The organism is Flavobacterium sangjuense, from assembly GCF_004797125.1.
GTDB classification, from domain to species: Bacteria; Bacteroidota; Bacteroidia; order Flavobacteriales; family Flavobacteriaceae; genus Flavobacterium; species Flavobacterium sangjuense.
Genome location: NZ_CP038810.1, coordinates 1,583,408 through 1,608,705, shown reverse-complemented (window position 1 = coordinate 1,608,705; position 25,298 = coordinate 1,583,408). Strand labels below are relative to the sequence as shown.

Sequence of the window (25,298 nt, the reverse complement as noted above, 5' to 3'; positions counted from 1 at the left end):
ATTTTCGGATTACTTCAGCAGTGTTTTTAACAGTGCAAGATACTCTTTTAATGATTTTCTATAAAAATATTTTGAAAAACATATGGTCTTCAGATAATTTTTCTTTTGGGCAAAAGTCAACTTACCTCTATTCCTGTTCAAATACAAAAGCACGTGGTTGATGTGAATTTTGGCAATTTGGGCTCTGACTTTTGATGAAAAATCAGGGTATTTCTTTTCAATATTCAGTTCGTTGATTCGTCTTTCTAAATACCAATTTTCGCTATATCTATTAGAAATACCGTGACTATAAAGTCTGTAGGAAGACATTTGCTCATCTATAAAACCGGCATTCCCTTTGGATAACAAAGTGGCGTAAAGCAACATATCCGGATGACTATGAAGAAGTTTTGGGAACTTAATATCATTAAAAAAAACGACACTTGCCGTTGGAATTGTTGGAATTGCAAAGAAGTCTTCTTCGTTTAAAATGGTTTTATTTAAATTTTGGGGATAAACTTTATTGAGTGATTCATTTTCCGAGTCAAACCGAAATGCTTTATGAAAACAAAAACTCAACTCAGGATTTTTCTCTAAAAAGTCGATTTGTTTTTGAAGTTTGGTTTTGTCTGTCCAAAAATCATCTCCTTCACATAAGGCAACATATTTCCCTTTACATTGTTGCAATGCAAAAAAACTATTTTCCTGCATCCCTAAATTTTTTTCGTGGCGAAAATACTTTATAATATGACCTTTGGGATGATTCGCTATAATTTCATTAACAATTTGTGATGTAGTATCAGGAGAACAATCATCGGATATAATTAAATCATACTCAAAATCAGTTTCTTGCATCAAAACCCCATCGATAGCTTGCTTTATGAAGGCTTCGTGCTTGTATGTTATCATATCAACTGAAACTAATAGTTTGTCCTTCATAGTTAAAATCTAAAACTATAGAATCGTATATTTTGTCATCTCTAAAGTATTGAAAATATTAGTTCTCCTCAATTACTTTAGTATCGATAACGCCTCCTTTTTTCACAAAAACAAGTTCTACCAGCCAAAGTACTTTTGTTTGAAAAGGTCTATTCAACTCAGTAATATCAAAAAGAGTATACCCTTTTTGATCCATATAATTAATAGTTTTTATAAAGCTATTATCATATTCTTTATTGATTACGCCAGCTTCAACCATAACAATTTCGGTTTTTCCTAAATAATCCGAAGCGCCATTCAATACCTGAATATCAATTCCTTCAGCATCAATTTTTATAATATCCGGGGTTGGCAGCTTGGTTTCGGCCAGTAATTTATTTAAGGTTATAATTGGTAATTGAATTTGTTTGTAACCATTTGCTTTTGCTTCTTCTTCTGAATATTTGAATGATGAACTCACATCACTATCCATAACCGTAAAATTAAATGTTCCTTCGGTTTCTCCTGCTCCATAAGGATACAATTTCACTTTATCATTTGAATCTAAAACATCCGCAATGGAATCTCTTAACCAGTGTTGTGGTTCAACCATTGTATAATGTGCATCAGGGAAAAAATTCAAAGCATTTCTTGTCCATTTGCCATGGTTAGCTCCAACATCTACAATGTGTTTTGGATCAAAACCAAACTCTTTTAAAGTTTGGAAGAAATTGGTTAGTAAAGTAACCTGGCTATTCTGAACTAAATCTTTTGAATTTTTATTTACTATGCGAAATCCAACCTTAGCGATTATCTTTTTTATGGTTCTTTTCATGATATAATTTTACTAATTTAATTTATTTTCCAATCAAAAATTGGCTTTATAAAACCCGGTTCTTTTCCCATCCAAGAACCAATAGGCCTTTCTCCTTCTTGTATTGTAAAAGGGAGTATGTCTTTTTCCAGAAACAATACTGACTTAGCATCTTCTATAACAAAAAGGGATAAATAATAAGAACCTATGTTTAAAAATCCTTTGGGCATTTTACATTTTATATGATTCAATCCTTGCTTTAACTTCAGGCCTGCATTAATATGTGAAAAAGTAAACAAAGGTTCTCCGTATTCGTTATTTAAAACAAAAGTAACATGCAAATGTTTTTGAGCATGCTTCAACGTAAATCCTACGTTAAGTTCTATTTCCTGATACTCATCTAAAATAACATTTTCAATATCGTCGACAACATTTACTGCTAATGAATGTATGGTAAAATCAATAGTATCGAATTCTGTTGTGAACTGCCTCTGATTTAATGAGGCTGAATTTCCCATTAGATAATATCCTACAGCACTCTCAACGGTATCATTCTTTTTAATCAAACCGTTTTCTAAAACAATTCCTCTGGAACAAAAACTTTTTACAGCAGCCATATTATGACTCACAAATAAAACCGTTCTACCTTGCCCTTTGCTGATATCACCCATTTTACCGAGACATTTCTTTTGAAATTCAGCATCACCAACGGCCAAAACCTCATCGACTATCAAAATTTCACTTTCAAGATGTGCGGCTACAGCAAAAGCTAAACGAACATACATTCCGGAAGAATATCTTTTTACGGGTGTATCAATATAGCGTTCAACTCCTGAAAAATCAATGATTTCATCAAGTTTACGAGTAATTTCTTTTTTGCGCATTCCTAGGATAGCACCATTCAAATAAATATTTTCCCTACCGGATAATTCAGGGTGAAAACCGGTACCAACTTCAAGCAAACTGGCTATTCTTCCCTTTACTTTTATTTCACCGGTTGTAGGACTTGTTACTCTGGAAAGCAATTTGAGTAAGGTACTTTTTCCGGCGCCATTTTTACCTATTATTCCAACAGCATCACCTTGATTAATTTCGAAATTAATATCCTTTAAAGACCAAACGATGTCGCTTTCTCCTTTTAAACTTCTATCGTTTGTCTCACCAATTTTTAAAAACGGGTCGTCTTTTCCCAGAATTTTTGTCAACCAAAAACGCTCAATATCACGCGATATTGTTCCGGTACCAATTTGGCCTATTTGATAAGCCTTTGACAAATTTTCTACGTGTATGATTGGTTTACTCATTAGATGGTGTCAACAAAGTTTTTCTCGGTTTTATTAAATATTACAATTCCGATAAATAATATAATAATGGTCATTAAAGTGGAATATCCCAAACTCCATATGGTGAATTCGCCTTTTCCTAAAAAAGCATATCTAAAACTCTCAATAATTCCGGTCATTGGATTTAATTCAACTAAGGTACTATATCCTTTTTCTCTCGCATAACTCAACGGGTAAATAACCGTTGTTCCATACATTAACAACTGCACTCCAAAGGTTACTAAAAAGGTTAAATCTCTATACTTTGTAGTCATCGCAGTAATTATTAATCCCAATCCTAATCCGAGAAAAGCCATTAGCAAGACCAAGACCGGAAACAATAATATTCCTACTGTAACTTCAAAGTGTGTCCCTTCAATTGGGAAGAAATAAAAATAAACCATCATGCATACCATCAACAAAAATTGGACTCCAAAACGAACCAAATTGCTAACCACAATACTCAAAGGCATGATTAATCTCGGAAAATACACTTTGCCAAAAATGCTGGCATTATCTCTAAAAACAGTACTCGTTTTAGTCAGACAATCAGCGAAATAATTCCAGGCTGTAATTCCAGTCAAATAAAACAGGTATTTTGGTAATCCATCGGTGCTTATTCCTGCCAGACTTCCAAAGACAAATGAAAAAACAATCGTGGTAAAAATGGGCTGAATAAAGAACCACATTGGTCCTAAAATCGTTTGCTTATAAAAGCTGACAAAATCTCTTTTCACAAAAAGCAACAATAAATCTCTATAATGCCAAAGATCCTTGAATTTAACATCAAAAAGCGAGGTATGCCCTTTTATGACCAAATCCCAATCCTGAGATTGACTATTATTTTCCATTACAGCTCTTATGATTTATTGTTAACACCTGCAAATATATAAATTAGAGCACCCTATAAAAAGAATTACACCTATTTATTTGGTATTAGTGTATAAAGTGAGAAGTTAGATTATTATTTATTAAATTTATGCCCATTAAACACCTTATTTTGATTCATTTCTTTAAAAAAAAGCCATACTTACGTGATTTAATTCCGAATAATTATATAGATATTCATTCTCATTTATTACCTGGAATTGATGATGGTGCAGTGACTATTGGAGATACTGAAAATCTTATAAAAGGCTTACAGGAAATTGGTTTCAAGAAGTTTATTACTACACCACACGTTATGAGTGATGTATGGAAAAATACCAGTGTTGAAATAAATCAAAAGCTATCGGCTACAATTCAGGAACTAAAGATTTCGGACGCTAATTCCAATATTAAAGCCGCAGCAGAATATATGATGGATGCCGAGTTTAGAGAACTGATCACAAAGGAACGGCTGTTAACTTTAAAAGAAAATTATGTTTTGGTGGAAATATCCTATTTGAGTCCACCAATTCAATTATATGAAATACTATATGAATTGCAAACTAATGGTTACCAACCTGTATTAGCACATCCTGAAAGGTATCATTTTTACCATCATTCAATGAATGAATATAAGAAGTTAAAAAATGTTGGTTGTTTGTTTCAACTAAATATGTTGTCGGCAACCGGTTATTATGGTGAACACGTGGCTAAAGTTTCAAATTCTCTGTTAAAAGAAGGTTTAATAGATTTTATAGGTTCTGATGTGCATCATAATCGTCATTTGGAAGCTATGCATAAAAAAATTGTTTTGAAAAACCATGAGTACCTGACTCCAATTTTTCAAAACAATTCTATTTTTGATTTTTAATTCTATTATCTTTTAAACAATCTTTTAATAAAAGATTTCTTTGAATTACTTGCATCGTCATAACCATAACCATAACCATACGCATAGTTATATTTGTAATTGTAACCATAGCTATAACCATAACCTTTATAATTAGAACCAACATTATTGATTACATAAGCCATGTTTTTCAATTTGCCTTTTTCACTCAAATTCACTGAAAACTCTAATATCTTTTTAGGAGTATAATCAGCTCTAACCACATATAAAGTAGTATCAACTAATTGGGATATTATCAAGGTATCGGTAACCAAAAGCGTCGGAGCAGTATCAATAATAATATAATCGTATTCTTTTTTAGCTTCAGCGATAAGATTATCCAATCGACCATTGGATAATAACTCTGCAGGATTTGGCGGAATAGTACCCGATAAGATAATATCTAAACTGGTATTTAGTTGATTTTGTTTAACAACACTACGCCAATCAATAGCTACATCATGCAGATAATCCTGAAGTCCAAGTTCATTTTTCTTAACGGTTAAATAGTTATGCAACTGAGGGTTTCTCATATCAGCTCCAATTAACAACACCTTTTTATTCATGATAGAAAAAGAGATAGATAAATTCAAGGCGGTAAATGTTTTACCTTCTCCCTTAATAGTAGAAGTAACCATAATGGTTTGAGCCTGTTTTTCTGATTGTAAAGGGAAAATATACGTTAAATTAGTTCGTAAAATTCGGAAAGATTCCCCAAGCAAAGACCTGTCATTACTACTTGTTATTCTTTCATCCGAATCAATATGCGGAACTTCGGAAAGGATAACTTTATTTCGGGTTAATTTTAAAATATCTTCTTTAGTATGAAGTTTGTCATCGAGTAAAAAGCTTATGTATAAAATTAAAAACGGAATCAACAACCCAATAAGCAATGCTCCAATATAGAATGACCCTTTTTTAGGTGAAATAGGGCTTGCATCCGTAAGTGCATAATCTATTACCTTTATGGATGAAGCAGTAATCGCTAAATTAACCGCAGCTTCCTCTCGTTTTTGCAAAAGCAGAATATAAAGTGATTCTTTTAAATTTCGTTGACGTTCAATGGAATTTAAAATTTTCTCATTAGTTGGGATAGCTCTAAACTTACCTGTAGAAGTTCTTTTGTTTATATTGTTTTGAGACAATGAAACCTCTAACTCTCTTTGATAGGCCTTGATTGACTCAAGAATATTTTTTTGAAGTTCTTGTAATTTACTGTTATAAAAAGTAACCTTAGGATTGTTTTCACCGGCACTTACTAACATTCTATCCCTTTCTAAAACTATAGTGTTAAAACCAGACAACAATCCGTTTACATTTGCATTTGCAACGCCAATATTGGTTGGTAACAAATTTAATTTCTTATCAGATCGTACCGTTTGTTCTAATATTTTTGATAAAGCAATTTGTGTCTCTGTTTGAAAAACATCATTATTTGCTAGAATTTTCCCTGAAGTAGCAGTGGCAGCATCAGACTCAATAAATGTTAATTCATTGTTACTCTTGTAGGCTGCTTTATCAGTTTCTATGGAATCTAATTGGCGCTCTAAAGATTTAAATCGATTGTTAACAAATTCAATAGTTTTCTCCGAAACTAACCTTCTGTCGGTCATCCCATCAATATCATATTGCTTAATAATTTCATTTAAAATAGCTTCTGAACGATCCTTATTACTGGATGATAGAGAAATAGTAAGAATATCGGAGTTTTCATTTTTGTTTACTATTTTTAAATTATTGGAAAGCCCAATAACTGTTGGCATAAGTGCTGAATGTCTTATTAAATACTTTCTTCCTATAAGAGAATCTATATTAGTTCCGACTTGAAGATTCACTTTAAAAGGGATACCATTTAAAGCTTGCTCAGAATTAAATCGAGAAAATTTGTTAGCCTCTGCTCCGTTGAAAGTAACAATTTTAAATCCATTTTTAACGATTTCAATTTCAATTGCAAAAGACTTAGTGTCCATAGCAATGTCGTTACTTAACCATTCAATACTAAAAGGTCTATTTTTCCATATTTCAATATTATTTAAATACCCAACTCTATAATATTGTGTATTTAAACTTAAGTTTCTTACAACTTGTTCTAATAATCTATTCGATTTTAATACTTCAATCTGATTGTCTAAATTTACTTTTGACCTCGACATTGAAGCTAATCCGGAACCTGGTAACACAAAAGTGTTTTTTGAATCATCAATAATTTTAATGTTAGCCTTAGATTCATAGATAGGTATGGTATGTGCTAAATAATTTTTTACAACAAAAAAACACACCAACATAGAAATCAAAAACCAATACCAATGGCGCAAGTATCTAAATACTTGGTCTAAAATATTAACCTCATTATGACTTCCGTCTGCTTCAAACTGAATATTTTCCATTAATTATTTTTTTAACAATAAATAAAGTGTCAAACCAAACGAAATGATTCCTAAAGCAGAGCCGAGGCTGTTTATATAACCAGCTGTTTTAATTTTTGGTCCGTTCGGATTCACAATAATAATATCGTTTTGTTTAACATAATAGTAAGGGCTGGAAAACCAATCAGAAGATGTCAAATCAACGTTTGCGTATGTTCGCACTCCATTGACTTCCCGTATTATCATTATATCATTTCGCACACCGTTTATAGTCAAATCTCCAGCTAAACCAATAGCTTGATTTAATGATAAATTCTGTTCATCATAGCTATAAGTACCAGGGCTTTTAACTTCTCCCAAAACGGTTATTTTACTATTTATTACTCTAACACTAACAGTTGGTTCTTTTATATAACCGCCGTCACTAAGCATTTTTGCTATCAAATTTTGTGCTTCAATAGTGCTTTTTCCTGCCAATTTTATAGTACCCAATATTGGAAATACAATAGAACCTTCCTGTGAAACTAAATAGCCCTGAATTCTATAGGTTTCCATGTTTATATTGTTTGCATTTGCGCCTATTTGTATATTAAAAGGTTCGGCAGATTCAGGAATTAAAGCTGATATTCTTATATATAATATATCGTTGATTTGAATGGAGCTTGGTAAATAATTGATATATTCTTGTGTTCCATCTTTTAAATCTTGGTAATAAAGAATGTCTTTTTTACTAGCACAAGAAACTATAGTGAGGGTAAGTAGCAATAAGAATATTTTTTTTATCATTATGGTATAATTTACAATGTGATTTTTTTAGCAAAACTATAAAGAATGCTCACTTTTAAGCCGCAAAGCTACAATTTGATTTTATATTTTTGAATAGATAAATTCATTAAATAGCAATTTAGTCGATATCTAAAACTTGAAACTCTGAATTCATACTCTTAAATTCGGGAACAATTTTTTTCATTAAGGTTACTACTTCCTGACTGGATTTTTTTTGAGCTGTTGCAATTAATTCTGTAATAGCCACTCTTACATCTTCAAAATCATCGATAGTATCCTGCGCTATCATTATTTTTATATTATGAGTGGGCAAAGTTTTTGAGGTATCATTAAGCAACTCTTCAAATAGCTTTTCTCCTGGTCTCAATCCAATAATTTTAATACTGATGTCCTTATCCGGAATAAATCCTGCTAAACGAATCATCTTTTTGGCCAAATCAATAATCTTAACCGGTTCACCCATATCAAAAATATAAATTTCACCACCATTACCCATCGCTCCGGCTTCAAGTACAAGTTGACATGCTTCCGGTATAGTCATAAAATACCTGATAATTTTGGGATGTGTAATAGTAATTGGACCTCCTTCCTGAATTTGCTTGGTAAACAAAGGAACGATAGAACCATTAGAACCCAAAACATTTCCAAATCTAGTAGTGATAAATTTAGTGGTAATTTTTTTCTTTGAATTTAAAAGGTGATAATTCAAGGATTGAACGTATTTTTCAGCAATACGTTTACTGGCTCCCATAACGCTACTTGGATTTACAGCCTTGTCGGTAGAGATTAATACAAACTTCTCAACAAGATACTTGCTTGATAAATCAGCTAGATTTTTTGTCCCGATTACGTTAGTATAAATGGCTTGTGACGGATTTTCTTCCATCAGAGGAACGTGTTTGTAAGCAGCCGCATGATAAACAAAATCAGGTTTGTACTTTTCAAAAACTGATTCTAAAGCGTTATAATCTTTTACATCTGTTAAGACGGTTCTAATTTTGACATCGTTTGAAAGTTCCGAAACTTCTAAATGCAAACTATGCAATGGTGATTCTGCCTGATCTAAAATAATTATTTTATATGGGCTAAAATTAATAACCTGCCTAACTATTTCACTTCCTATAGAACCGGCACCGCCAGTTATCATAACTCTTTTGCCTTTAATCTGTGCTGAAATTTTATTATTATCTAAAACAATTGGTTTTCTTTCTAATAAATCTTCAATAGCAAAATGCTGCAATTGATTGGATATTTGTTTTTGATCTTCCCAATCCGTAATCAACGGAACTGTAAAAACTTTGAAGTTATATTCCAGACATTCTTCAACAATCGCGATAGTTTCTTCTTTTGTCAGACTCTTTTCAGCGATAATCAGCGATTCAGCATTGACAGATCTCAAAATCACATGTAAGCTCCTATTTTGATTAATGATTGGTAAATCAAGAATACTCTTTGAGGTTTTATCCTGCTTGAATTTATCGACAAAAGCAACAACATTAAATCGGGATGGCTTTTCTGTTTTTAACGCATTGGCAACCGATATAGCATTAGCATCAGCTCCATAAATAACAGCTCTTATTAGTTGCTTCTTATCTTCAACCTGCAGGTACTTTTCAAAAAAGTTTTTGACCAGAATTCTAAAAAGAAAAAGCAATAAAAAGGAAATAACATACGTAATAAATAATCCTGTTGAAAGTAATAATTTATTTCCCGTTATAATTTGAAATGAATAGTTAATAACCATTAAGGCCAAATAGGAAGTAGAAGTAGCTACTAACAACTTAACTCCATCTATAAAAGTGGAATGCCTTATTATCCCACTGTAGGTTTTAAAAAAAATGAAAAAAATGGAATTTATTGCTACAATTATACCATATTGAGATAAAATCGTAATCGTATTATAGGGCTTAACATTCAAACTGTGGACAATAACAAACGTAATTACACAAGCAACAGCAACGATACATACATCAATAGCAAAAATAATCCATCTTGGTAAATAACCAATATTACGAAATCTTTTGCTGGACATAGCTTCTTTAAGCACCTTGGAAATAGGGTTCATATTTTTTTGTAAACGACAAATTTAAACTAAAATAGTCTATTTTTATTTTTAGACAAAAGTATTATTTAAAAAATTGAGAAAGTGCGTTAGTGATTCTTCCTTTTTCATCTTCATTCAAATTGGAGCCTGACGGCAGACACAAACCATTTTCAAAAAACTGTTCTGAAACTTTTTTCCCATAAAAAGGATAGTCAGAAAATATAGGCTGCAAATGCATAGGCTTCCACAAAGGTCTGGATTCAATATTCGAAGCTTCCAGTGCAAGCCTTAATTCTTCTCTTGTTTTTCCTAGTTTATCTGAATCGATGACAATGCAGCTTAGCCAAAAATTAGAGTAAAAATCAGCATTTGGCTCTTGAAAAACGGTAACACCTTCAATATCTTTAAAGAAATCAACATAAAAATCATGCATTTCGCGTCTCAGATTTATATGCTTTTCTAAAACTTCCATTTGACCTCTTCCAATTCCGGCACAAATATTACTCAACCTATAATTGTAGCCAATTTCAGAGTGCTGATAATGAGGTGCATTATCCCGAGCCTGTGTTGCCAGAAAAACTGTTTTATCTTTTACCTTTTTTGAATGTGTAACCAAAGCGCCACCGCCGGATGTAGTAATTATTTTATTACCATTAAATGATAAAACGCCAATGTCACCGAAAGTGCCACATTTTTTCCCTTTGTAAGTACTTCCTAGTGCTTCGGCACTATCTTCAAGAATTGGGATTTCATATTTTAAGGCTATTGCTTTGATTTCATCAACTTTAAATGGCATACCATACAAATGCACCGGAATTATTGCTTTTGGTTTTTTACCTTTTGAAATTCTATCAGCAATGGCTTGTTCTAAAGCAATCGGACACATATTCCAAGTGTCAATTTCGCTATCAATAAAAACCGGAGTAGCACCAAGATATAGTATTGGGTTAGCCGATGCTGAAAAAGTAAAACTTTGACAAATAACTTCATCACCAGCCTGAACTCCCAATAAAATCAATCCCAAATGAATAGCTGCAGTTCCCGAACTAAGTGCTGCAACGAATACATCATCGTTTTGGAAATTTTCTAAATCGTGCTCAAAACCGCTTACGTTTGGACCAAGAGGAGCAACCCAATTGGTGTCAAAAGCTTCTTTAACATATTTCTGCTCATTACCTCCCATATGCGGAGAGGAAAGCCATATTTTTGAATTATTCATTTATAGAATTGTATTTTATTATTTTTCCCGGATTTCCTACTACAACCGCATAATCCGGAATATCATTTAGTATAACTGCTCCTGCCCCAATGGTAACCCATTTCCCAATTGAAATTCCCTGTATGACTGCTGCTCCAATTCCAACTTGAGTACCTTCGCCTATAGTAACATCCCCAGCAAGGGAAACTCCTGGGCAAATATGCACAAAATCGGCAATCAATGCATCGTGTTCAACAGTAGCATTAGTATTGATAATACAATGTTTTCCGATAGTCACATCCGGATTTATCGCAACTCTTGCCATGACGACAGTTCCTTCCCCAATGCTTGAATTAGGAGAAATTACTGCTGATGGATGCACTGCTTTTGCAAAATTAGCGCTTAGAGATATAGAAAGCTTTTTTCTGACTTTATTATTTCCAATAGAAATTATGGTTTCCCCTAAAGAGGACATATCATACTCACTGGTTTTAGCAACCGGAATCCCTAAAATAGATTCTGATTTTGGATTGTCATCAATTACAGATTTAATCTTTACTCCTACTGCATTCAGTATATCGATAATCACTTTTCCGTGTCCGCTTGCGCCATATAAGGTTATGCTATTCTCCATTAAAAGGTTCAATTGTAGCAGCATTAGCAGCATTAATACCATCACTTTTTATTACTTTTAGGACAGTCTTAAAAAGTATTTTCATATCCAAAATAAAAGAAATATGTTCTACATACCAAACATCATATTCAAATTTTTTCTCCCAGGAAATAGCATTTCTGCCATTTACTTGTGCCCAGCCGGTAATTCCGGGTTTGACTTCATGTCGCCGATTTTGAAAATCACTATATAAATGCACATAATTAGTAAGTAAAGGTCTTGGTCCAACCAAACTCATATCACATTTCAACACATTAATTAATTGAGGCATTTCGTCTAAAGAAGTTTTGCGGACAAAACTCCCAACTGCTGTTAACCTTTGTGCGTCAGAAAGTAATTGCCCATTACTATCTTTTTTGTCGTTCATGGTTTTGAACTTGACAATTTTAAAAATCTTACCATTCTTTCCGGGACGCAATTGAAAAAAGAACGGTTTTCCATTATTAGCAATAAAGAGTAAAACGGTAATTAGTAGAAATAAAGGGGATAATAGTATCAAACCAATTAAAGCGGCGAAGAAATCGGCTATGGGTTTTACTATTCTTGTATACATTGTTTTTTTGGCAAAAATAGCTATATTTTTTGACTTCTGTATTCTTCGATAATGGCGGACCAAACAACTTTCTGTTCATAACGCTCAACAATCATTCTTCTGGCATTATTTTTTAACGAGGTATAATATGCTGAGTCATCAATTAGCTTTTCCATTTTCTCAATAATAGCATGAGTATTTTTAACCGGAATAATGGTTCCGTTTTGGCCTTCAACAATAATTTCATTGCAGCCATTGATATTCGACACTATTGACGGTAAACCCATTGCCCCGGATTGCATCACTACATTGGGAAATCCTTCACGATAACTTGGAAAAACCAAAGCATGTGCAACAGCCAGATAAGGACGAACATCGCTTTGAAAACCAACTGTTATGATAGCATCATTAGCTTTAATTTGATCTAATGTCAAAGGTGATAACGGATCTAAATCGGATTCATAATCTCCTACTAAAAGTAGCTTTGCATTCGGATATTTTTCATTTACTAATTTGAAAGCGGCTACCATTTCGTTGATTCCTTTATCGGCCACCAATCTACCAACAAATACAAATACAAAATCGGAAGTTGAAATAGACAAGGCTGCTTTTAGCTCCAAATTTTGAATCTTAGAAAACAGGTCTGGATTAAAATAAGCTGTATCGATACCGTTAGAACTTCCGTTAGCAATTACTTTCAATTTGGCGTTTGAACAATAGTTGTTTTTTAATATAATGTCTGATAATCCATGTGAATTGGGATACACTTTGGTAGCGCAGCTGTAGGTTAGTTTTTCCACAAAATCTAAAAGCGTTCTTTTAAATCCTTTGGTTTCAAGTAAGGGTAATCCGGCTACAGTATGAAATCTATAGGGTATGCCAGCTAGTTTTGACGCTAACATTCCAACGATTCCTGCTTTTGGTGTATGTGTGTGAACTATCAGAGGTTTATTTACTTTCAAAAAACGATACAGTTTAATAACCGCCAGAAAATCTTGAATTGGCGTTATTTTTCTGGACATTTCAAGATGAAAAGTTTGCACTTTTTCTTTTTCGCCAACTCTCTCTAAATATTCTTTTTCAGAGGAAATGGCAATTACTTCGTAGAAAGAATTCATATAATTCAATTGCCCCGACAATAATTTATCTAAAGAAAGTGGAACAGTCGTTATTCGTATGAGTTTGGGTTTTTCCATCTAATCCTTTAAATTTTTAAATGCTATGCCTTGCTTAATTATGAAGAGTAAAGCAATCATCATGAAGGGTTGAAACATCATTTTTGTCCGCATAAAAATACCCAAGTTAGCATAGCGTTGCACATACAACAGGCTAGCAATAAAGGTAAATAAAAAAACAATTTTCAGCCATTGCCCAAAAGTAATTTTAGCATAAAACTTCACTACAAAAAACAATGCAATGCCATGAAGTAAAAGAACTATACAATTCTCTATACTGCCGAAAAATGTCCAAACATTAATACTGTCAAAAAATAAAGGGCGGAAATTGAATGAGAACAGTTTGTAAAAATAATTGTATTCCAGCATTGGAACATAAGTTCCTGAACCTTTAAACGATAAAATAGAATACTCATTAAAATAGGTGATTCTTTCCCAATTCCAATAACGAATATTTGACAACTGGAAAACCATATACAAAAGCATTGACAAAAATACTAAAGCAAAAGTGAAAAACGCTATTCGCTTTTTTAAAGAATACTTGCTGTCAAAAAGTACGATCAAAGCTATAGCAGCTAATAACATCAGAGCAACATGTGGTCGGATAATCAAAACCAATAAACTGCCTACAACAAAACTAAAAGTTTTATAATTATGAGAAGCCATAGCGTAAAAAACACTGGCGATTCCCCAAAAAAGAAGTGCTTCTTTTCCCAAAGAAGCTGTCCAAAAATGAAGGTTTGGCAGAAAAAAAACTAAATACAACAGATTAAATCCTTTGTATTGCAATGGCTTTCCAAAGACTAAAAAAGCCCAATCCATAAATTTCCTGATGCCCAAAAAACCAATTATTCCGTACATCAAAAAACCAAACCAAAAAGGCAATCCCAATTTAATAAACGGATAATTGAGAAACAAAATAAAATTGGTTCCGTAATTGGCAAAATCAAACCACGAATGCTGATTGATATCAATACTTTTTCCCCAGTATAAATGGGCATCTGAAATACCTCTGTCAACTCTTAATTTGTATGCGATTAGAATGAATAGCAGATGATAACCAAAAAGCAGCATGTCTTTTTTATCATAATTTTTCAGGCCATCTATCGCTTTACCTATCATGATATTAAATCGCCGAACGTGCGTCACTAAGTTGTTTCATGGTCAGACTTTCCATACCATACTCATCTCTACACTGATTAAAAACACTTATAATAGCTTTCAAAGTTTTAATGGCTTCATCAGTAGCTATACCAAAATTGTGCGGATGCCACCATAAATGATAGACTTCTCCGTTTTTGGCAGCATGAAGTATTTCATTTTTAATTCGGGCCAACCTTGTGCTATTTAAAAACTCAAATTGGTGTTGTGGTCTTAAAAATCGACTTGCTGACTGACCAATGACTTTATCATTTGATATCGAATCTTTTGAATATGATTTTTTTCCAATTGGCAAATAGGCATCACCGGTACGGGCTAATTTTGAAACAAAGGTTTCCGATTTTGTAGTATCCCAATACCAGGAATCTGGGTTGGTTCTAACGGTTTCTATTTGATGTTTTGAGCAAATATCCAAATACGCACTATTGTATTGATTTCTTGGAAAAACTAGTGAACGCAAGTCAACACTAAAATTTTTTGCCATTTTTATGGCCTGCGCCAAATCAGCATCAAACTGTTCAATCGTTTGCCCTTTCTCTAAACAATAATAATGGGAATAGGTATGCGTTCCAATTTCCTGTCCTTTGACACTATTGATTTCTTTAATCAGATTGGGAGCAAAAAAAAATCGATCGAATCCACTTTTTTGATGTTGCAATCCATAATTATATGGATTTAAATTTTGATTATCATAGCTTGGAATAACTGCCGGTATATTGGCATTCCATTCATCCCAGTTTTCGTTAAAAAGCATTCCTACCGTAGCCCAGGTTACATTAATATTATTCTTTTCAAAGAGTGCCAGCATTTGAGGAATAGCAGCTAAAGTGTTATCAAAATAAGCTACTTTATCATTAATTTGGATATGGTCAAAAATGCCCCATACCAATTCAAAATCAAGTGAGATTACTAAAGCTCCTTTTTTCATGGATTAGGAATTAAGGCCATTTCATACGCTCTTTGCTTTTGTTGTTGTCTTTTATTAAATTCTTTTTGTGCCAAAAAGTAATAAATAACAAAAAAACCAAAATACATAACCATCGATTTCTGACGCATAATAATCCCTAAGTTAGACATTACAAATGTCATGGCGAAAGAAGTCAATAAGAAAACTATAGCCGACATTTTAACCATATAGGGTGCCTTTCGAATAAAACGAATAAAACCTCTATTCAAGATTTTCGCAAAAAGCAATAAGTAAATTAAATTTTCCAGTGAACTAAAAACACCCAGTAAACTCGGAGAATCAATAAATAAAGGACGGAACCAAAAGGTAAAAAACTTAAAGGGCAAAGCATAACTACTCATATCAACTCCGGAACCGGCAGATTCAGAAAGACCGACAGATCTTTTTTCGGAGAACTGTTCGAAATCATCTACTACGTTTTCTGAATTTTCTAATTTAGCAACCGCTAAAATAGAATTACTAGCCGCAAATAAAAACCCTAAGGACATTGCTAAAATCAATATTTTAACACCCGTTGTCAATTTTCCCCGACCGGTTAGCAAACCTATCATAACACCAACTAAAACAAAAAGCATTACGTGTGGCCTAACCATATACACAAAGAAACCACCAATCAACAATGTGACAATTCTCTTTTGAGGAAACTTAACCGCATAGGTAAAAAGCATTAATCCCATAAAAATGAGAGACCCTTTTCCTAAAGAAACTGTCCAAAAGTGCATATTGGGCAAAAAAAGCAACACTGTCAATAGATTGTATCTTTTGAATATTTTAATATCAATTGGGATATTCTCCCTAAAATAAAGATAGGCATAAACAAATCCAATATACCCAAACCAGGAACAAACCAACATCATGGTTAAATAGGAAAATCCCATAGATACAAAGGGAATAGCCACAAAACTTACAAACTTGGTTCCTGACTCAAAAAAAAGTGACCATTCTTCACCTGCATTTTGAGCAACAAGGTAATACTGTTTGGAATCTGAAGGATTATATAAGGTGTAGAGATAATAAATACCAAAAAAAAATAGATGATACCAATATAGTTTCTGCATTAGTGATTTGTCAAAAAAAGCAAACTTCTTTGACAAACTCGCTAAAAGTTTTTGGGTTACTACCAAAAGCAGTATAAATACAATTATAAAATCAATCATCTAAAACAATTCTAAATCACCTAAGTTATAGTTCCAATTTTTAATATCCATAGCACTCTTAATAAATACTGTATCTTTTGTTAAAGGTTTGAACGTGAGTTTTGGTCCGAACTTACCGAAAAATCGAAGTCCAAACAAACTTTTATCGGCTACTGTGACTATCAAACACTTATTCTTGAAAGCAAATTGCATAATCGTTTTTCGTATCAAACGGCAATCTAAAGAAGGATTAGCACTGATTATATCCCCTATTCTAAGTTCATTAAAAAAACGATGCTTTTTGCAATAGAGAGCCAAATACCAATCATCATTAGAAAAAACAGTATAATCCTGCATCGGATTATCTTCATACCTCCATTTTAAATAGGCTGCTGATTTAGGTGTAAAGATGCCATTTTTTTTTGATAATCTGTTATTATGAAATGTACAAATCTCATCCAATCTGGATGGAGAAATAATATGTTCTACTTCTAATTTTTGGGAAAATAAATTCGAAATAGCATAGAATGGAACCGGCACTATCGCAATTGGAATAGCTTCAATAATTTCCCAACCCATTTTCAGATAACCAGGCCTACTTTTCTCATTGGGTGTATTAAAAATAAAACACTCACTTTTTTGAGCTACATCGTCCAAGGCTTGTAAAGTTAACTTTTTAAAGATTCCTTTTCCTTGGTGATTAGGATGAGTGGCTGTATCAACCGCTCGATACGCTGTCCAAATCTGTTCTCCTTTTTGCCAACGCCATTGCATAAAAGCTCTTATTCCAATCAATACCGTTTCTTCGAAACCAAGTAAAACATAGGAAGCACCAAAAGGATTTTGTTCATGCTTATAATTCCAAACTTGTTCAGATTTTTTTAAAATGCCTTCACCCAAACTCAATTTGAGCAAGTCAATCATAGCTGATTTATCCGAGGATTCTGATTTTCTAACAATCATAATGAATAAGTTGAATAATAAGATTCTAACTCTTTCACCATAGCATTAATACTAAAACTATCTACTGCTCTTTTTCGGGCATTAGATTGGTATAAGGCAAGTTTTTGATTGTCCTGGCTCAAGGCCAAAACAGAATCGGAAAGTAATTGCCATCGGTCAACAGCTACAATCAATCCGTCCTCATTTGATCGAATAACCTCTTTAATACCACCGGCATCCGTAGAAACAATAGCACATTCCATGCTCATCGCTTCCAATAAAGCGATTGGTAATCCTTCAAAAGATGATGACATCATAAAAACATCCATGGCATCATAATAGGGTTTAACATTGGTTTGCAAACCGGCAAAAAAAACTTTCCCTTCTAGGTGAAGTTCTTGGTGTTTTGCTTTAAATTCTTCTTCTAAAGGTCCGGCACCAACAATAATACCTTTAATCTTTGGGTTTTTAGCGATGGCGACCGACATGATTTCGAGCCATTTATCCAAGCGTTTTTGAAATCTGAAAACAGCAACGGTTCCAACAACAAAATCATCATTTTGGATTTGAAACAATTGTCGTATATCTTTTCCTTCTGTTTGTGTATTTCGCTTAAAACTTTCTGTATTCACACCATTCAAAATAGTTTTTACCTGTATGGAAGGCGCAATTTTTTTTTGAATAGACTGAGTAACATCTTCAGAAACACCTATAGCCAATGTTTGAGAATTAAAACTAAATTGATTGAGATAACGGGTTACAAAATGATACCGCTCTTGAAGATTGTGTTCAGTATATAAGGTTGGGATTTTGGTTAATCGATGAACCAGTCGGCTCACAAATCCTGCCCAAGGCAAATGAGCATGTATGAGTTGAATCTCATTTTCTTTACAATATTTTACAATCTTGGGATATTGAAAAATCAATTGAATATTATTTTTAGCAGCAAAACAAGTTACTTTCCCACCAGAATTTTCTATGGCTTCAACCATTTGATTTTTCCAGGGCAAAAAATAAATATAATGAAACTCAAACATAGAAGTATCATGCACTTTCAAGGTTTCGGGCAGTAACATTTCTGCACCACCACGGCCTAAAGATTTTATGATATGGAGTACTTTAATTTTTCCCATTTAGCAAATTGTAATAAGCAACTTCAAATTTCTTTGCAATTATTTCATTTGAAAATTCTTCTTTTACTAATTGAAATCCATTTTGAATCTTTTCAAGAGTCTTTTTCTCTTTTATATTTATCATAGCATCAACAAAAGAATGCTTATTGTTTTTATTAATCAAATAACCTGTTTTTTCATTAACTACTTCAGAAACACCTCCTACATTATAAGCTACAACAGCAATTTTAGACATCATTGCTTCTAATATCACACCTGGCAATCCTTCTATATGGCTTGGCAAGAGTAGACCTTCACATAAGGGTAAAATCTTAGTTACATCATTTCTTTTTCCTAAGAAATGAATATTCGTTATCTGATTATCTTCAACATATTTCAAAACAGAAGGGTATAGTTTACCACTTCCTATTAAAATTAAATGCTGATTGTTAAACTTTTTACTGAATTCATTAAAAATTTCAATTAATCCCATATGATTTTTCTCTGGGACAAAACTGCCTACATGAATCCAAATATCTTGGTCAGCTGTGAAACTCAACTTAGCTTCTTCCCAACTAGAATAAGGCTTACTTTCAACACTTACACCTATTGGTAAAGATAAAACTGACTTAGTATATTTGGGAAATTGGTTTTGAAAATCTAATTTACATAAATCACTTACAGAAGCGATTAATTGAGTAGTATTAATAAAAAAGGAATTTATCCATTTTTTGGGCAATGAGGTAAGAAAGTCACTTATTTTATTAGCATTCCTAAACACCAAAGGCTGATTCCACCTATAAAAAAACTTAGATAGAGCGGCATATTTTAAGGTATCTGATGCATTGGCTTGAACTATATCATAGTGACCATTTTTTATAATAGTTGCTAATTTCTTATAGGCTTTGAAATCCCAAAATCTTTTAGTTAAATCGGCTTCTAAGTGCAAAAAATTAAGATTATTAAAGGGTAAAACTTCCCTTCTACTTCCTGACAAAAAAATCACATCTACAGTATGTCCTAATTGTTGTAGTTGTTCACTTAGCTGACAAGCAAATATTTCGGCCCCTCGAAATTGAGGTTTTTGAATAATTTGTAGAATTTTCATTTTGAATGTGATTGAATTAGTTCATTGTAGGTCTGATGATAGTATTCTACCACTTTGTTTATATCAAATTTTTGATTTGCTAATTGTTTTGCTGCTTTTCCTTTATCAGAATACTGTTCAGCATTCATAATCACTTCTCTCATTTTCAGCTTTAAATCTCCGATATCGCCTTTGCTAAAAAAAATTACTTCATTTATTGTTGCACATTCTTTATTTTCCGGAATATCTGAGCAAATAATTATTTTTTCAGCCATCATCGCTTCAATTAAGGCTCCTGGCAATCCTTCATAATAACTAGGAAAAACAAAAAAATCTGCCATTTTCAACAAAACAGGAATATCCTCCCTATTTCCTAAAAGCAAAACACTCTTTTCTAAACCAAATTCATTTATGGCGGTTTCTAGTTCAGAACGATAACTACCTTCTCCGGCAATTAGCAACACTGTCTCTGGATTTATCTTGTTTACCTCTCTAAAAGCAGTAATCAAATCCAACTGACCTTTTCTGTCGAGTAGTCTACTGACATTCAAAAAAACAGTTTTACCCTCCAATTGAAGCTTGATTTTAAGTTGTTTAACCACATCTGCAGAAATATTATCAAAAAGAATAGAATTTCTTCCCCTGTAAATTACTTTTATTTTATCCAGATTAATTCTTAGTGCCTTTGCGTTAGAGAGTTTAATAGTTTCTGAATTAGAAATAAAACAATCTACCTTTTGGGCGGTAATCATATCATAACATTGAACCAAATATAATTTCAGCTTTGCGGTCAATGATAATTTGGAATATCGATCATTAGTATAGGAGTTATTTACAAAACTATTAATCAAAGGGATTTTAAAATGTTTCTTTAACCTACGTGCTATTATATCTGACCGGAATAAGGTTGAATGTATTACATCTGGGTTGATTTCATGTAGTAACGGAATTAATTTATCCACCGCTTCAGAAAAAGAATAACGAGTAGCAATATTTAGAGAATACACTTTTATATTATGTGCTTCGAGAATTTTAACCAAAAAATCGCCCTTGTAAATTGTAATAAAAACACAATCAAAATAGTTGTTATTAATGGCAATATCCACCAAGCTTTTCTCTGCTCCTCCCGTTTGCAAAGTATCTATTATATAAACGATTTTAATTTTACCCATCAATCATCGAGCTATTTTATAATATTTTTTAAACCAGTCTACAAATTCATGAATACCGTCAAATAAAGAAGTCTTAGGTTTGTAACCTAGGTTTTCCAATGCCTTAGTATTGGCAAAAGTTGCTATAACATCGCCTTTCTGAGCAGGTTGAAAATCGTAAATAAAATCCACATTAAGCTCTTTTCCCAAAGTAGTTACAAAATCCATTAATAAGTCCGGAGCCCCTTTTCCAATGTTTAAAATTTTGTAATTTTCAATGTCTTTTGAGTTTTCTGCAACTATTTTAATACCTTCAACAATATCATCAATGTATGTAAAATCCCTGCTTTGATTACCATTATTAAAAATCTTAATAGGCTTTTTATTAACTCCCGCTTTGGCGAAAAGTACAGGCGCCATATCAGGTCGACCCCAAGGGCCATATACAGTAAAGAACCTTAAGCCGGTAATTTTTATTTTATACAAATCCGAATAGGCATGTGCCATCACCTCGTTACTTTTTTTGGTCGCGGCATAAAAACTTACCGGGGCATCTGTCTTTTGATTTTCTGAAAATGGCACATCGTCAGAATTTCCATAAACCGAAGAACTTGAAGCAAAAATCAAATGATTGATACTGAATTGCCTACAAGCTTCCAAAATATTGAAAAATCCAATGATGTTATTGTCAATGTAATCTCTTGGATTAGTAATGGAATAACGAACCCCAGCTTGAGCAGCCAAATGAATGATACAATCAAAATTTTCTCTGGCAAACAGGGTATTTAGATTTCCGGCATCCTGAATATCGAGTTCGATGAATTCAAAATTGGGTAAACCTGATACTTTGCTGTTGTAGCGAATATCTTCTTTTTCAATGCCCAATTGCAATAAACGGTCAAACTTTAACTGTGTTTCATAATAGGAATTAATATTATCTAACCCGATGACTCGATGACCATCGGCAGCCATTTTAGCAGCAGTATGCATTCCGATAAATCCGGCGGCTCCGGTTACTAATATTTTCATTTATTATCGATTTTTTTTATAAAGGTTTTAAAAAAAGTAAATACTCAGCTCAGCATAAAATTAAAATTAATTACTTTTTCAAAGGTTTAACCCGTAATCCCATTTTTCCCTGAAAAAAATGTGCAAAAGCCAATAATGTAATTTTTGTTGTATAACATCCAATAGCGAATGAATATCTAAAATTAAAAACCATCTTTAGTGATTTGACTACTAAAATTCTTAAAAAAGCACTATATAATTTATTTCTCCAAAAAATATACATTAAATTTCTAATAGAATAATATTCACGCCAAAGTGTTTGAAGAGTAGGCTTATTGATCTTTCTGACGTGCAAATTTATCTTCCCACTTTTTATTCTCCCATTTAGATATATTTCTTTATCTACGTATAGATGAAATCCTGCTTTTTGAATTTTTAAATCAATATCTAAATCTTCAAACCCAAAAAAAAATTCCTTTTCTGGTAAAATGTCATATTCTCTAATCATTTTCCCATTTACTATTTTAGTCATACCTCCAGCTATTGTATCAACTTCTATGTGTCCTTTCCCTTGAAGCTGAATATTAGGAACTCTATTTATAATTCCTTTTTTAGGATCGAAAAAATGCCCTACACAGCCTACAGATCCACAATAAGGAAGTGATTGAGCTAAATCCAGTAACTGTTCGAAAATTCTCGAATGCTGAGGGGGATCATCATCATCACCCCAATAAATCCAATCATAACCTTCATCAGCCAACATTTTAAGCGCTATTGCCGCAGCGCCTGAAGGTCCTGAATTATATCCAACCCTATGATAAACTACTATTGGACTATTGAACTCTTCTAATCTTATTTGAGTAAGCGTGGTTTCGCTGTTATCAATCACTACTATTTTTACAGGTGGCAAAGTTTGCTCAAGTAACTTGCTAATAGTATCCAAAATCAATTGAGGACGCTCATAAGTCATTATAAATGCTGCAAATTTCATTGAGTCTGTTTTTTTTTGTTAATTTAATCTAAAGCACTTATAATATTTTTAGTAGCATTTTCAGATATGCCCATTCTATTGTCCAATATCCAATTTTGAATAGCAATAAAATTATTTTCAACATACAGTATGTTAGCCCATAGCTCTTCTACAAAAGAATCAGATTTTGCATTTACTACCGAAATCGGGTATTCAACAAAACTCAGGACTTCTGTAGTTTTGTGTACATTTCCTTCTACCGGAACTACGGGCACTCCTGCTGTTAATGCCAATTCACAAGAATGCAATCGTGAACTAATCAAAACATCGAATTCTTTTATAAATTCTGAATACTCTTTGTAATTCAATGATTTAATAATAATAGGGAAATTATATTTTTTATGCAATTGTTCAGCTAATTCTTTCTCCCCCATCGGGTCGTTACTGACAAAGGTTATTTTATAGTTATGCTCAAGTAACTTTTTTATTATAGTGTCATAGTTATATTTATCGTATGTTTTAGGTGTGATATTTAAGGCTATGCTTTTATCAAAAGTCTTTTTAGGTACGATTTCAACTTTATTTCTAAAGGCTGTATCAGGGCATACAGTAATAATATTTTGATTAATATTATTACTCACAAGCAATGTTTTTGAAATTTCACCCCTAACCACAATTTTATGCATTTTTTCATAAACATGCATCAAAATTTCTTTTTCAATACCTTCTGTTAATTCAACAGATTGATTAATAGCGCATGTTTTTACTCCTAAAAGCTGCGCCACTCTCAAATCTAATAGTTGTCGAAGGAAAAAATCTGAGAAACCAATTTCACCAGCGCCACTATAAAGATAATAATCCATATTGCTATACAAAGCAAGTCTATTTTCATACTTTTTCGAATATAAAAAAAATGAATAATAAAATCTTCTCACTTTTCTAGCGATTCTTCTTAATTTCTCTGTTTTAACTATATTCCCTTCAACATCTAATAAATTGGTCTTTACAATAGCTAAATCTCCATTATCAAAAGTAAGTTTTTTTAGTTTCCTTGCCTTTTCAGCAATTTTTTGAGCTATACCTTCAAAATGTGCAACAGGATTTAATTTATCTAACGAATCAAATTTATATTTATCTAAACCAACCGGACGACCTGTTACTTTAAATCGATTATTTTCTGTGGTAAATTCACGTGCCATTAGTATCAATTCATCAGATAAGGCTTGATTACCAATATTGGTAGTTTTAAGTTTGGTTGAAATAAGAATATTTGACATTTTAATTTTTTAATTATTTATTTTTCCTAAATACTGTAAACTCCATAAGTATTTGATGTAATATAAAATTGATTTATAAAAAGACTTAAACGAATTACTTATCTTGAATTCTCTGAGATAATTTATACTCAAATAAAAATAATTCCAACTATTTGCTTTTAAATATTTGAAAGTATACTTTTTTGGAATAATTGACAAGTAGATATTATTTTCATGAATATTTCTTTTTGGCAAAGAAGACTTATCTTTCTTATACCCTTGTTCAATACCACCGTCATGTATCCTATATACGGAACCTATAAAATCCATTACTTTTATTTTACCTTTTGTGCTTGCCAAATATATTAAAGCTCTATCCCCTCCATAAACTTTAAAAAACCATTCAGGAAACTTAATTTTATTTTTAAAAACTAAAGAAGCTGTAGGTATTCTTATATTTTTAATGGCTAAATCATCGTAATCAAATACATCTTTTTTAAATATTCCGATTATTTCAGTGTCACTCCCGTCTATTATATTTATTATTTTTTGGGACTGATGACCAACCATAAAAAAATCAGTATTATGCTCTAAAAAATCAACTTGCTTTTGCAGTTTTAAAGGATCTGTCCAATAATCGTCACCCTCACACAGTGCAATGTATTTACCTTTAGATTGTTTAACAGCCCATATAAAGTTTGGCATTATTCCCAAATTGTTTATATGTTTATGGTAATGTATTTTATGAGGACCATCATAACATTTTCTTATATCATTCACTATAATATCTGTATCGTCAGGAGAACAATCATTAGCTATTATTAACTCAACTTCAAATGAGCATTCCTGCATAAGTACACCACTAATGGCTTCACGAATAAAATTTTCATGTCCATAAGTAATCATTACAACGCTAACTATAGGGCAATTAGAATTTGACATAAA

The 25,298-nt window shown here is 32.4% G+C and carries 23 protein-coding genes; 1 reads left to right on the top strand and 22 read right to left on the bottom strand.

Translation table 11 applies throughout. The features are described from left to right. Positions 1 to 9 precede the first annotated feature (9 nt). From GS03_RS06920 to GS03_RS06905, 4 genes are read right to left on the bottom strand one after another with little or no spacing between them, the layout of a single operon-like run. A complete protein-coding gene (locus GS03_RS06920) occupies positions 10 to 918 on the bottom strand; it encodes a glycosyltransferase (protein WP_136151821.1) in 909 nt (302 codons plus the stop codon). 58 nt (positions 919 to 976) lie between these two features. Then, on the bottom strand, positions 977 to 1,732 hold the full coding sequence (locus GS03_RS06915) for an FkbM family methyltransferase (RefSeq protein WP_136151820.1): 756 nt from the start codon (positions 1,730 to 1,732) through the stop codon (positions 977 to 979). A gap of 17 nt (positions 1,733 to 1,749) precedes the next feature. After that, positions 1,750 to 3,015 carry an ABC transporter ATP-binding protein gene (locus GS03_RS06910; protein WP_136151819.1) on the bottom strand — a complete coding sequence of 422 codons (1,266 nt, stop codon included), beginning with the start codon at positions 3,013 to 3,015 and terminating at the stop codon, positions 1,750 to 1,752. Continuing rightward, the gene (locus GS03_RS06905; protein ID WP_136151818.1) at positions 3,015 to 3,884 is read right to left on the bottom strand and encodes an ABC transporter permease; all 870 of its coding nucleotides are present in this window, start codon (positions 3,882 to 3,884) and stop codon (positions 3,015 to 3,017) included. Before GS03_RS06905 ends, GS03_RS06910 begins: the two co-directional genes overlap by 1 nt. Before the next feature lie 128 nt (positions 3,885 to 4,012). Between GS03_RS06905 and GS03_RS06900 the strand changes: the two genes are divergently transcribed. Further along, entirely contained in the window at positions 4,013 to 4,771 is a 759-nt protein-coding gene (locus GS03_RS06900) for a tyrosine-protein phosphatase (protein ID WP_246034014.1), read from the top strand. A 5-nt stretch (positions 4,772 to 4,776) separates the two neighbouring features. Here GS03_RS06900 and GS03_RS06895 read toward each other — a convergent pair whose 3' ends face one another. From GS03_RS06895 to GS03_RS06810, 18 genes are all read right to left on the bottom strand, one after another. Further along, the gene (locus GS03_RS06895) at positions 4,777 to 7,176 is read right to left on the bottom strand and encodes a GumC family protein (protein ID WP_136151817.1); all 2,400 of its coding nucleotides are present in this window, start codon (positions 7,174 to 7,176) and stop codon (positions 4,777 to 4,779) included. Between the two features lie 3 nt (positions 7,177 to 7,179). Further along, entirely contained in the window at positions 7,180 to 7,941 is a 762-nt protein-coding gene (locus GS03_RS06890; protein WP_246034012.1) for a polysaccharide biosynthesis/export family protein, read from the bottom strand. 118 nt (positions 7,942 to 8,059) lie between these two features. Further along, positions 8,060 to 10,006 (bottom strand): polysaccharide biosynthesis protein, encoded by a 1,947-nt coding sequence (locus GS03_RS06885; protein WP_136151816.1) that lies wholly within the window; start codon positions 10,004 to 10,006, stop codon positions 8,060 to 8,062. Between the two features lie 61 nt (positions 10,007 to 10,067). Beyond that, complete coding sequence (locus GS03_RS06880; RefSeq protein ID WP_136151815.1) at positions 10,068 to 11,204, bottom strand: DegT/DnrJ/EryC1/StrS family aminotransferase; 1,137 nt, start codon at positions 11,202 to 11,204, stop codon at positions 10,068 to 10,070. Continuing rightward, a complete protein-coding gene (locus GS03_RS06875) occupies positions 11,197 to 11,817 on the bottom strand; it encodes an acetyltransferase (RefSeq protein ID WP_246034010.1) in 621 nt (206 codons plus the stop codon). The genes GS03_RS06880 and GS03_RS06875 overlap by 8 nt, the downstream gene beginning before the upstream one ends. Continuing rightward, positions 11,807 to 12,409, bottom strand: a complete 603-nt coding sequence (locus GS03_RS06870; RefSeq protein ID WP_136151814.1) for a sugar transferase — start codon at positions 12,407 to 12,409, stop codon at positions 11,807 to 11,809. The genes GS03_RS06875 and GS03_RS06870 overlap by 11 nt, the downstream gene beginning before the upstream one ends. A gap of 20 nt (positions 12,410 to 12,429) precedes the next feature. Next, the gene (locus GS03_RS06865) at positions 12,430 to 13,584 is read right to left on the bottom strand and encodes a glycosyltransferase family 4 protein (RefSeq protein ID WP_136151813.1); all 1,155 of its coding nucleotides are present in this window, start codon (positions 13,582 to 13,584) and stop codon (positions 12,430 to 12,432) included. Then, positions 13,585 to 14,685 (bottom strand): hypothetical protein, encoded by a 1,101-nt coding sequence (locus tag GS03_RS06860; protein WP_136151812.1) that lies wholly within the window; start codon positions 14,683 to 14,685, stop codon positions 13,585 to 13,587. It lies immediately after the preceding gene. A 4-nt stretch (positions 14,686 to 14,689) separates the two neighbouring features. Beyond that, positions 14,690 to 15,652, bottom strand: a complete 963-nt coding sequence (locus GS03_RS06855) for a polysaccharide deacetylase family protein (protein WP_136151811.1) — start codon at positions 15,650 to 15,652, stop codon at positions 14,690 to 14,692. After that, entirely contained in the window at positions 15,649 to 16,848 is a 1,200-nt protein-coding gene (locus GS03_RS06850) for a hypothetical protein (RefSeq protein WP_136151810.1), read from the bottom strand. The genes GS03_RS06855 and GS03_RS06850 overlap by 4 nt, the downstream gene beginning before the upstream one ends. Beyond that, the gene (locus GS03_RS06845) at positions 16,849 to 17,790 is read right to left on the bottom strand and encodes a GNAT family N-acetyltransferase (RefSeq protein ID WP_136151809.1); all 942 of its coding nucleotides are present in this window, start codon (positions 17,788 to 17,790) and stop codon (positions 16,849 to 16,851) included. Next, the gene (locus GS03_RS06840; protein ID WP_136151808.1) at positions 17,787 to 18,902 is read right to left on the bottom strand and encodes a glycosyltransferase; all 1,116 of its coding nucleotides are present in this window, start codon (positions 18,900 to 18,902) and stop codon (positions 17,787 to 17,789) included. Before GS03_RS06840 ends, GS03_RS06845 begins: the two co-directional genes overlap by 4 nt. Then, positions 18,889 to 19,989, bottom strand: a complete 1,101-nt coding sequence (locus GS03_RS06835; protein ID WP_136151807.1) for a glycosyltransferase family 4 protein — start codon at positions 19,987 to 19,989, stop codon at positions 18,889 to 18,891. Before GS03_RS06835 ends, GS03_RS06840 begins: the two co-directional genes overlap by 14 nt. Further along, positions 19,986 to 21,140, bottom strand: a complete 1,155-nt coding sequence (locus GS03_RS06830) for a glycosyltransferase (protein WP_136151806.1) — start codon at positions 21,138 to 21,140, stop codon at positions 19,986 to 19,988. Before GS03_RS06830 ends, GS03_RS06835 begins: the two co-directional genes overlap by 4 nt. 3 nt (positions 21,141 to 21,143) lie before the next feature. Continuing rightward, positions 21,144 to 22,148 carry an NAD-dependent epimerase/dehydratase family protein gene (locus GS03_RS06825; protein ID WP_136151805.1) on the bottom strand — a complete coding sequence of 335 codons (1,005 nt, stop codon included), beginning with the start codon at positions 22,146 to 22,148 and terminating at the stop codon, positions 21,144 to 21,146. Positions 22,149 to 22,218: 70 nt separating this feature from the next. Beyond that, positions 22,219 to 23,118, bottom strand: coding sequence for a glycosyltransferase (locus GS03_RS06820; protein WP_136151804.1), 900 nt, complete (start codon positions 23,116 to 23,118; stop codon positions 22,219 to 22,221). A gap of 23 nt (positions 23,119 to 23,141) precedes the next feature. Further along, on the bottom strand, positions 23,142 to 24,374 hold the full coding sequence (locus GS03_RS06815) for a polysaccharide pyruvyl transferase family protein (RefSeq protein WP_136151803.1): 1,233 nt from the start codon (positions 24,372 to 24,374) through the stop codon (positions 23,142 to 23,144). A gap of 9 nt (positions 24,375 to 24,383) precedes the next feature. Further along, positions 24,384 to 25,295: a glycosyltransferase family 2 protein gene (locus GS03_RS06810; protein WP_136151802.1), complete on the bottom strand. Its 912-nt coding sequence runs from the start codon at positions 25,293 to 25,295 to the stop codon at positions 24,384 to 24,386. Between the last annotated feature and the right edge of the window lie 3 nt (positions 25,296 to 25,298).

Bases quoted from the DNA above. Each gene is read 5' to 3' on its own strand.
- GS03_RS06900 (WP_246034014.1), top strand. From the start codon at position 4,013: ATGCCCATTAAACACCTTATTTTGATTCATTTCTTTAAAAAAAAGCCA.
- GS03_RS06920 (WP_136151821.1), bottom strand. From the start codon at position 918: ATGAAGGACAAACTATTAGTTTCAGTTGATATGATAACATACAAGCAC.
- GS03_RS06905 (WP_136151818.1), bottom strand. From the start codon at position 3,884: ATGGAAAATAATAGTCAATCTCAGGATTGGGATTTGGTCATAAAAGGG.
- GS03_RS06815 (WP_136151803.1), bottom strand. From the start codon at position 24,374: ATGTCAAATATTCTTATTTCAACCAAACTTAAAACTACCAATATTGGT.
- GS03_RS06840 (WP_136151808.1), bottom strand. From the start codon at position 18,902: ATGGGAAAAATTAAAGTACTCCATATCATAAAATCTTTAGGCCGTGGT.
- GS03_RS06880 (WP_136151815.1), bottom strand. From the start codon at position 11,204: ATGAATAATTCAAAAATATGGCTTTCCTCTCCGCATATGGGAGGTAAT.
- GS03_RS06885 (WP_136151816.1), bottom strand. From the start codon at position 10,006: ATGAACCCTATTTCCAAGGTGCTTAAAGAAGCTATGTCCAGCAAAAGA.
- GS03_RS06895 (WP_136151817.1), bottom strand. From the start codon at position 7,176: ATGGAAAATATTCAGTTTGAAGCAGACGGAAGTCATAATGAGGTTAAT.
- GS03_RS06890 (WP_246034012.1), bottom strand. From the start codon at position 7,941: ATGATAAAAAAAATATTCTTATTGCTACTTACCCTCACTATAGTTTCT.
- GS03_RS06835 (WP_136151807.1), bottom strand. From the start codon at position 19,989: ATGAAAATTCTACAAATTATTCAAAAACCTCAATTTCGAGGGGCCGAA.
- GS03_RS06825 (WP_136151805.1), bottom strand. From the start codon at position 22,148: ATGAAAATATTAGTAACCGGAGCCGCCGGATTTATCGGAATGCATACT.
- GS03_RS06865 (WP_136151813.1), bottom strand. From the start codon at position 13,584: ATGGAAAAACCCAAACTCATACGAATAACGACTGTTCCACTTTCTTTA.
- GS03_RS06820 (WP_136151804.1), bottom strand. From the start codon at position 23,118: ATGAAATTTGCAGCATTTATAATGACTTATGAGCGTCCTCAATTGATT.
- GS03_RS06845 (WP_136151809.1), bottom strand. From the start codon at position 17,790: ATGATTGTTAGAAAATCAGAATCCTCGGATAAATCAGCTATGATTGAC.
- GS03_RS06860 (WP_136151812.1), bottom strand. From the start codon at position 14,685: ATGATAGGTAAAGCGATAGATGGCCTGAAAAATTATGATAAAAAAGAC.
- GS03_RS06870 (WP_136151814.1), bottom strand. From the start codon at position 12,409: ATGTATACAAGAATAGTAAAACCCATAGCCGATTTCTTCGCCGCTTTA.
- GS03_RS06875 (WP_246034010.1), bottom strand. From the start codon at position 11,817: ATGGAGAATAGCATAACCTTATATGGCGCAAGCGGACACGGAAAAGTG.
- GS03_RS06830 (WP_136151806.1), bottom strand. From the start codon at position 21,140: ATGGGTAAAATTAAAATCGTTTATATAATAGATACTTTGCAAACGGGA.
- GS03_RS06855 (WP_136151811.1), bottom strand. From the start codon at position 15,652: ATGAAAAAAGGAGCTTTAGTAATCTCACTTGATTTTGAATTGGTATGG.
- GS03_RS06810 (WP_136151802.1), bottom strand. From the start codon at position 25,295: ATGTCAAATTCTAATTGCCCTATAGTTAGCGTTGTAATGATTACTTAT.
- GS03_RS06850 (WP_136151810.1), bottom strand. From the start codon at position 16,848: ATGATTGATTTTATAATTGTATTTATACTGCTTTTGGTAGTAACCCAA.
- GS03_RS06915 (WP_136151820.1), bottom strand. From the start codon at position 1,732: ATGAAAAGAACCATAAAAAAGATAATCGCTAAGGTTGGATTTCGCATA.
- GS03_RS06910 (WP_136151819.1), bottom strand. From the start codon at position 3,015: ATGAGTAAACCAATCATACACGTAGAAAATTTGTCAAAGGCTTATCAA.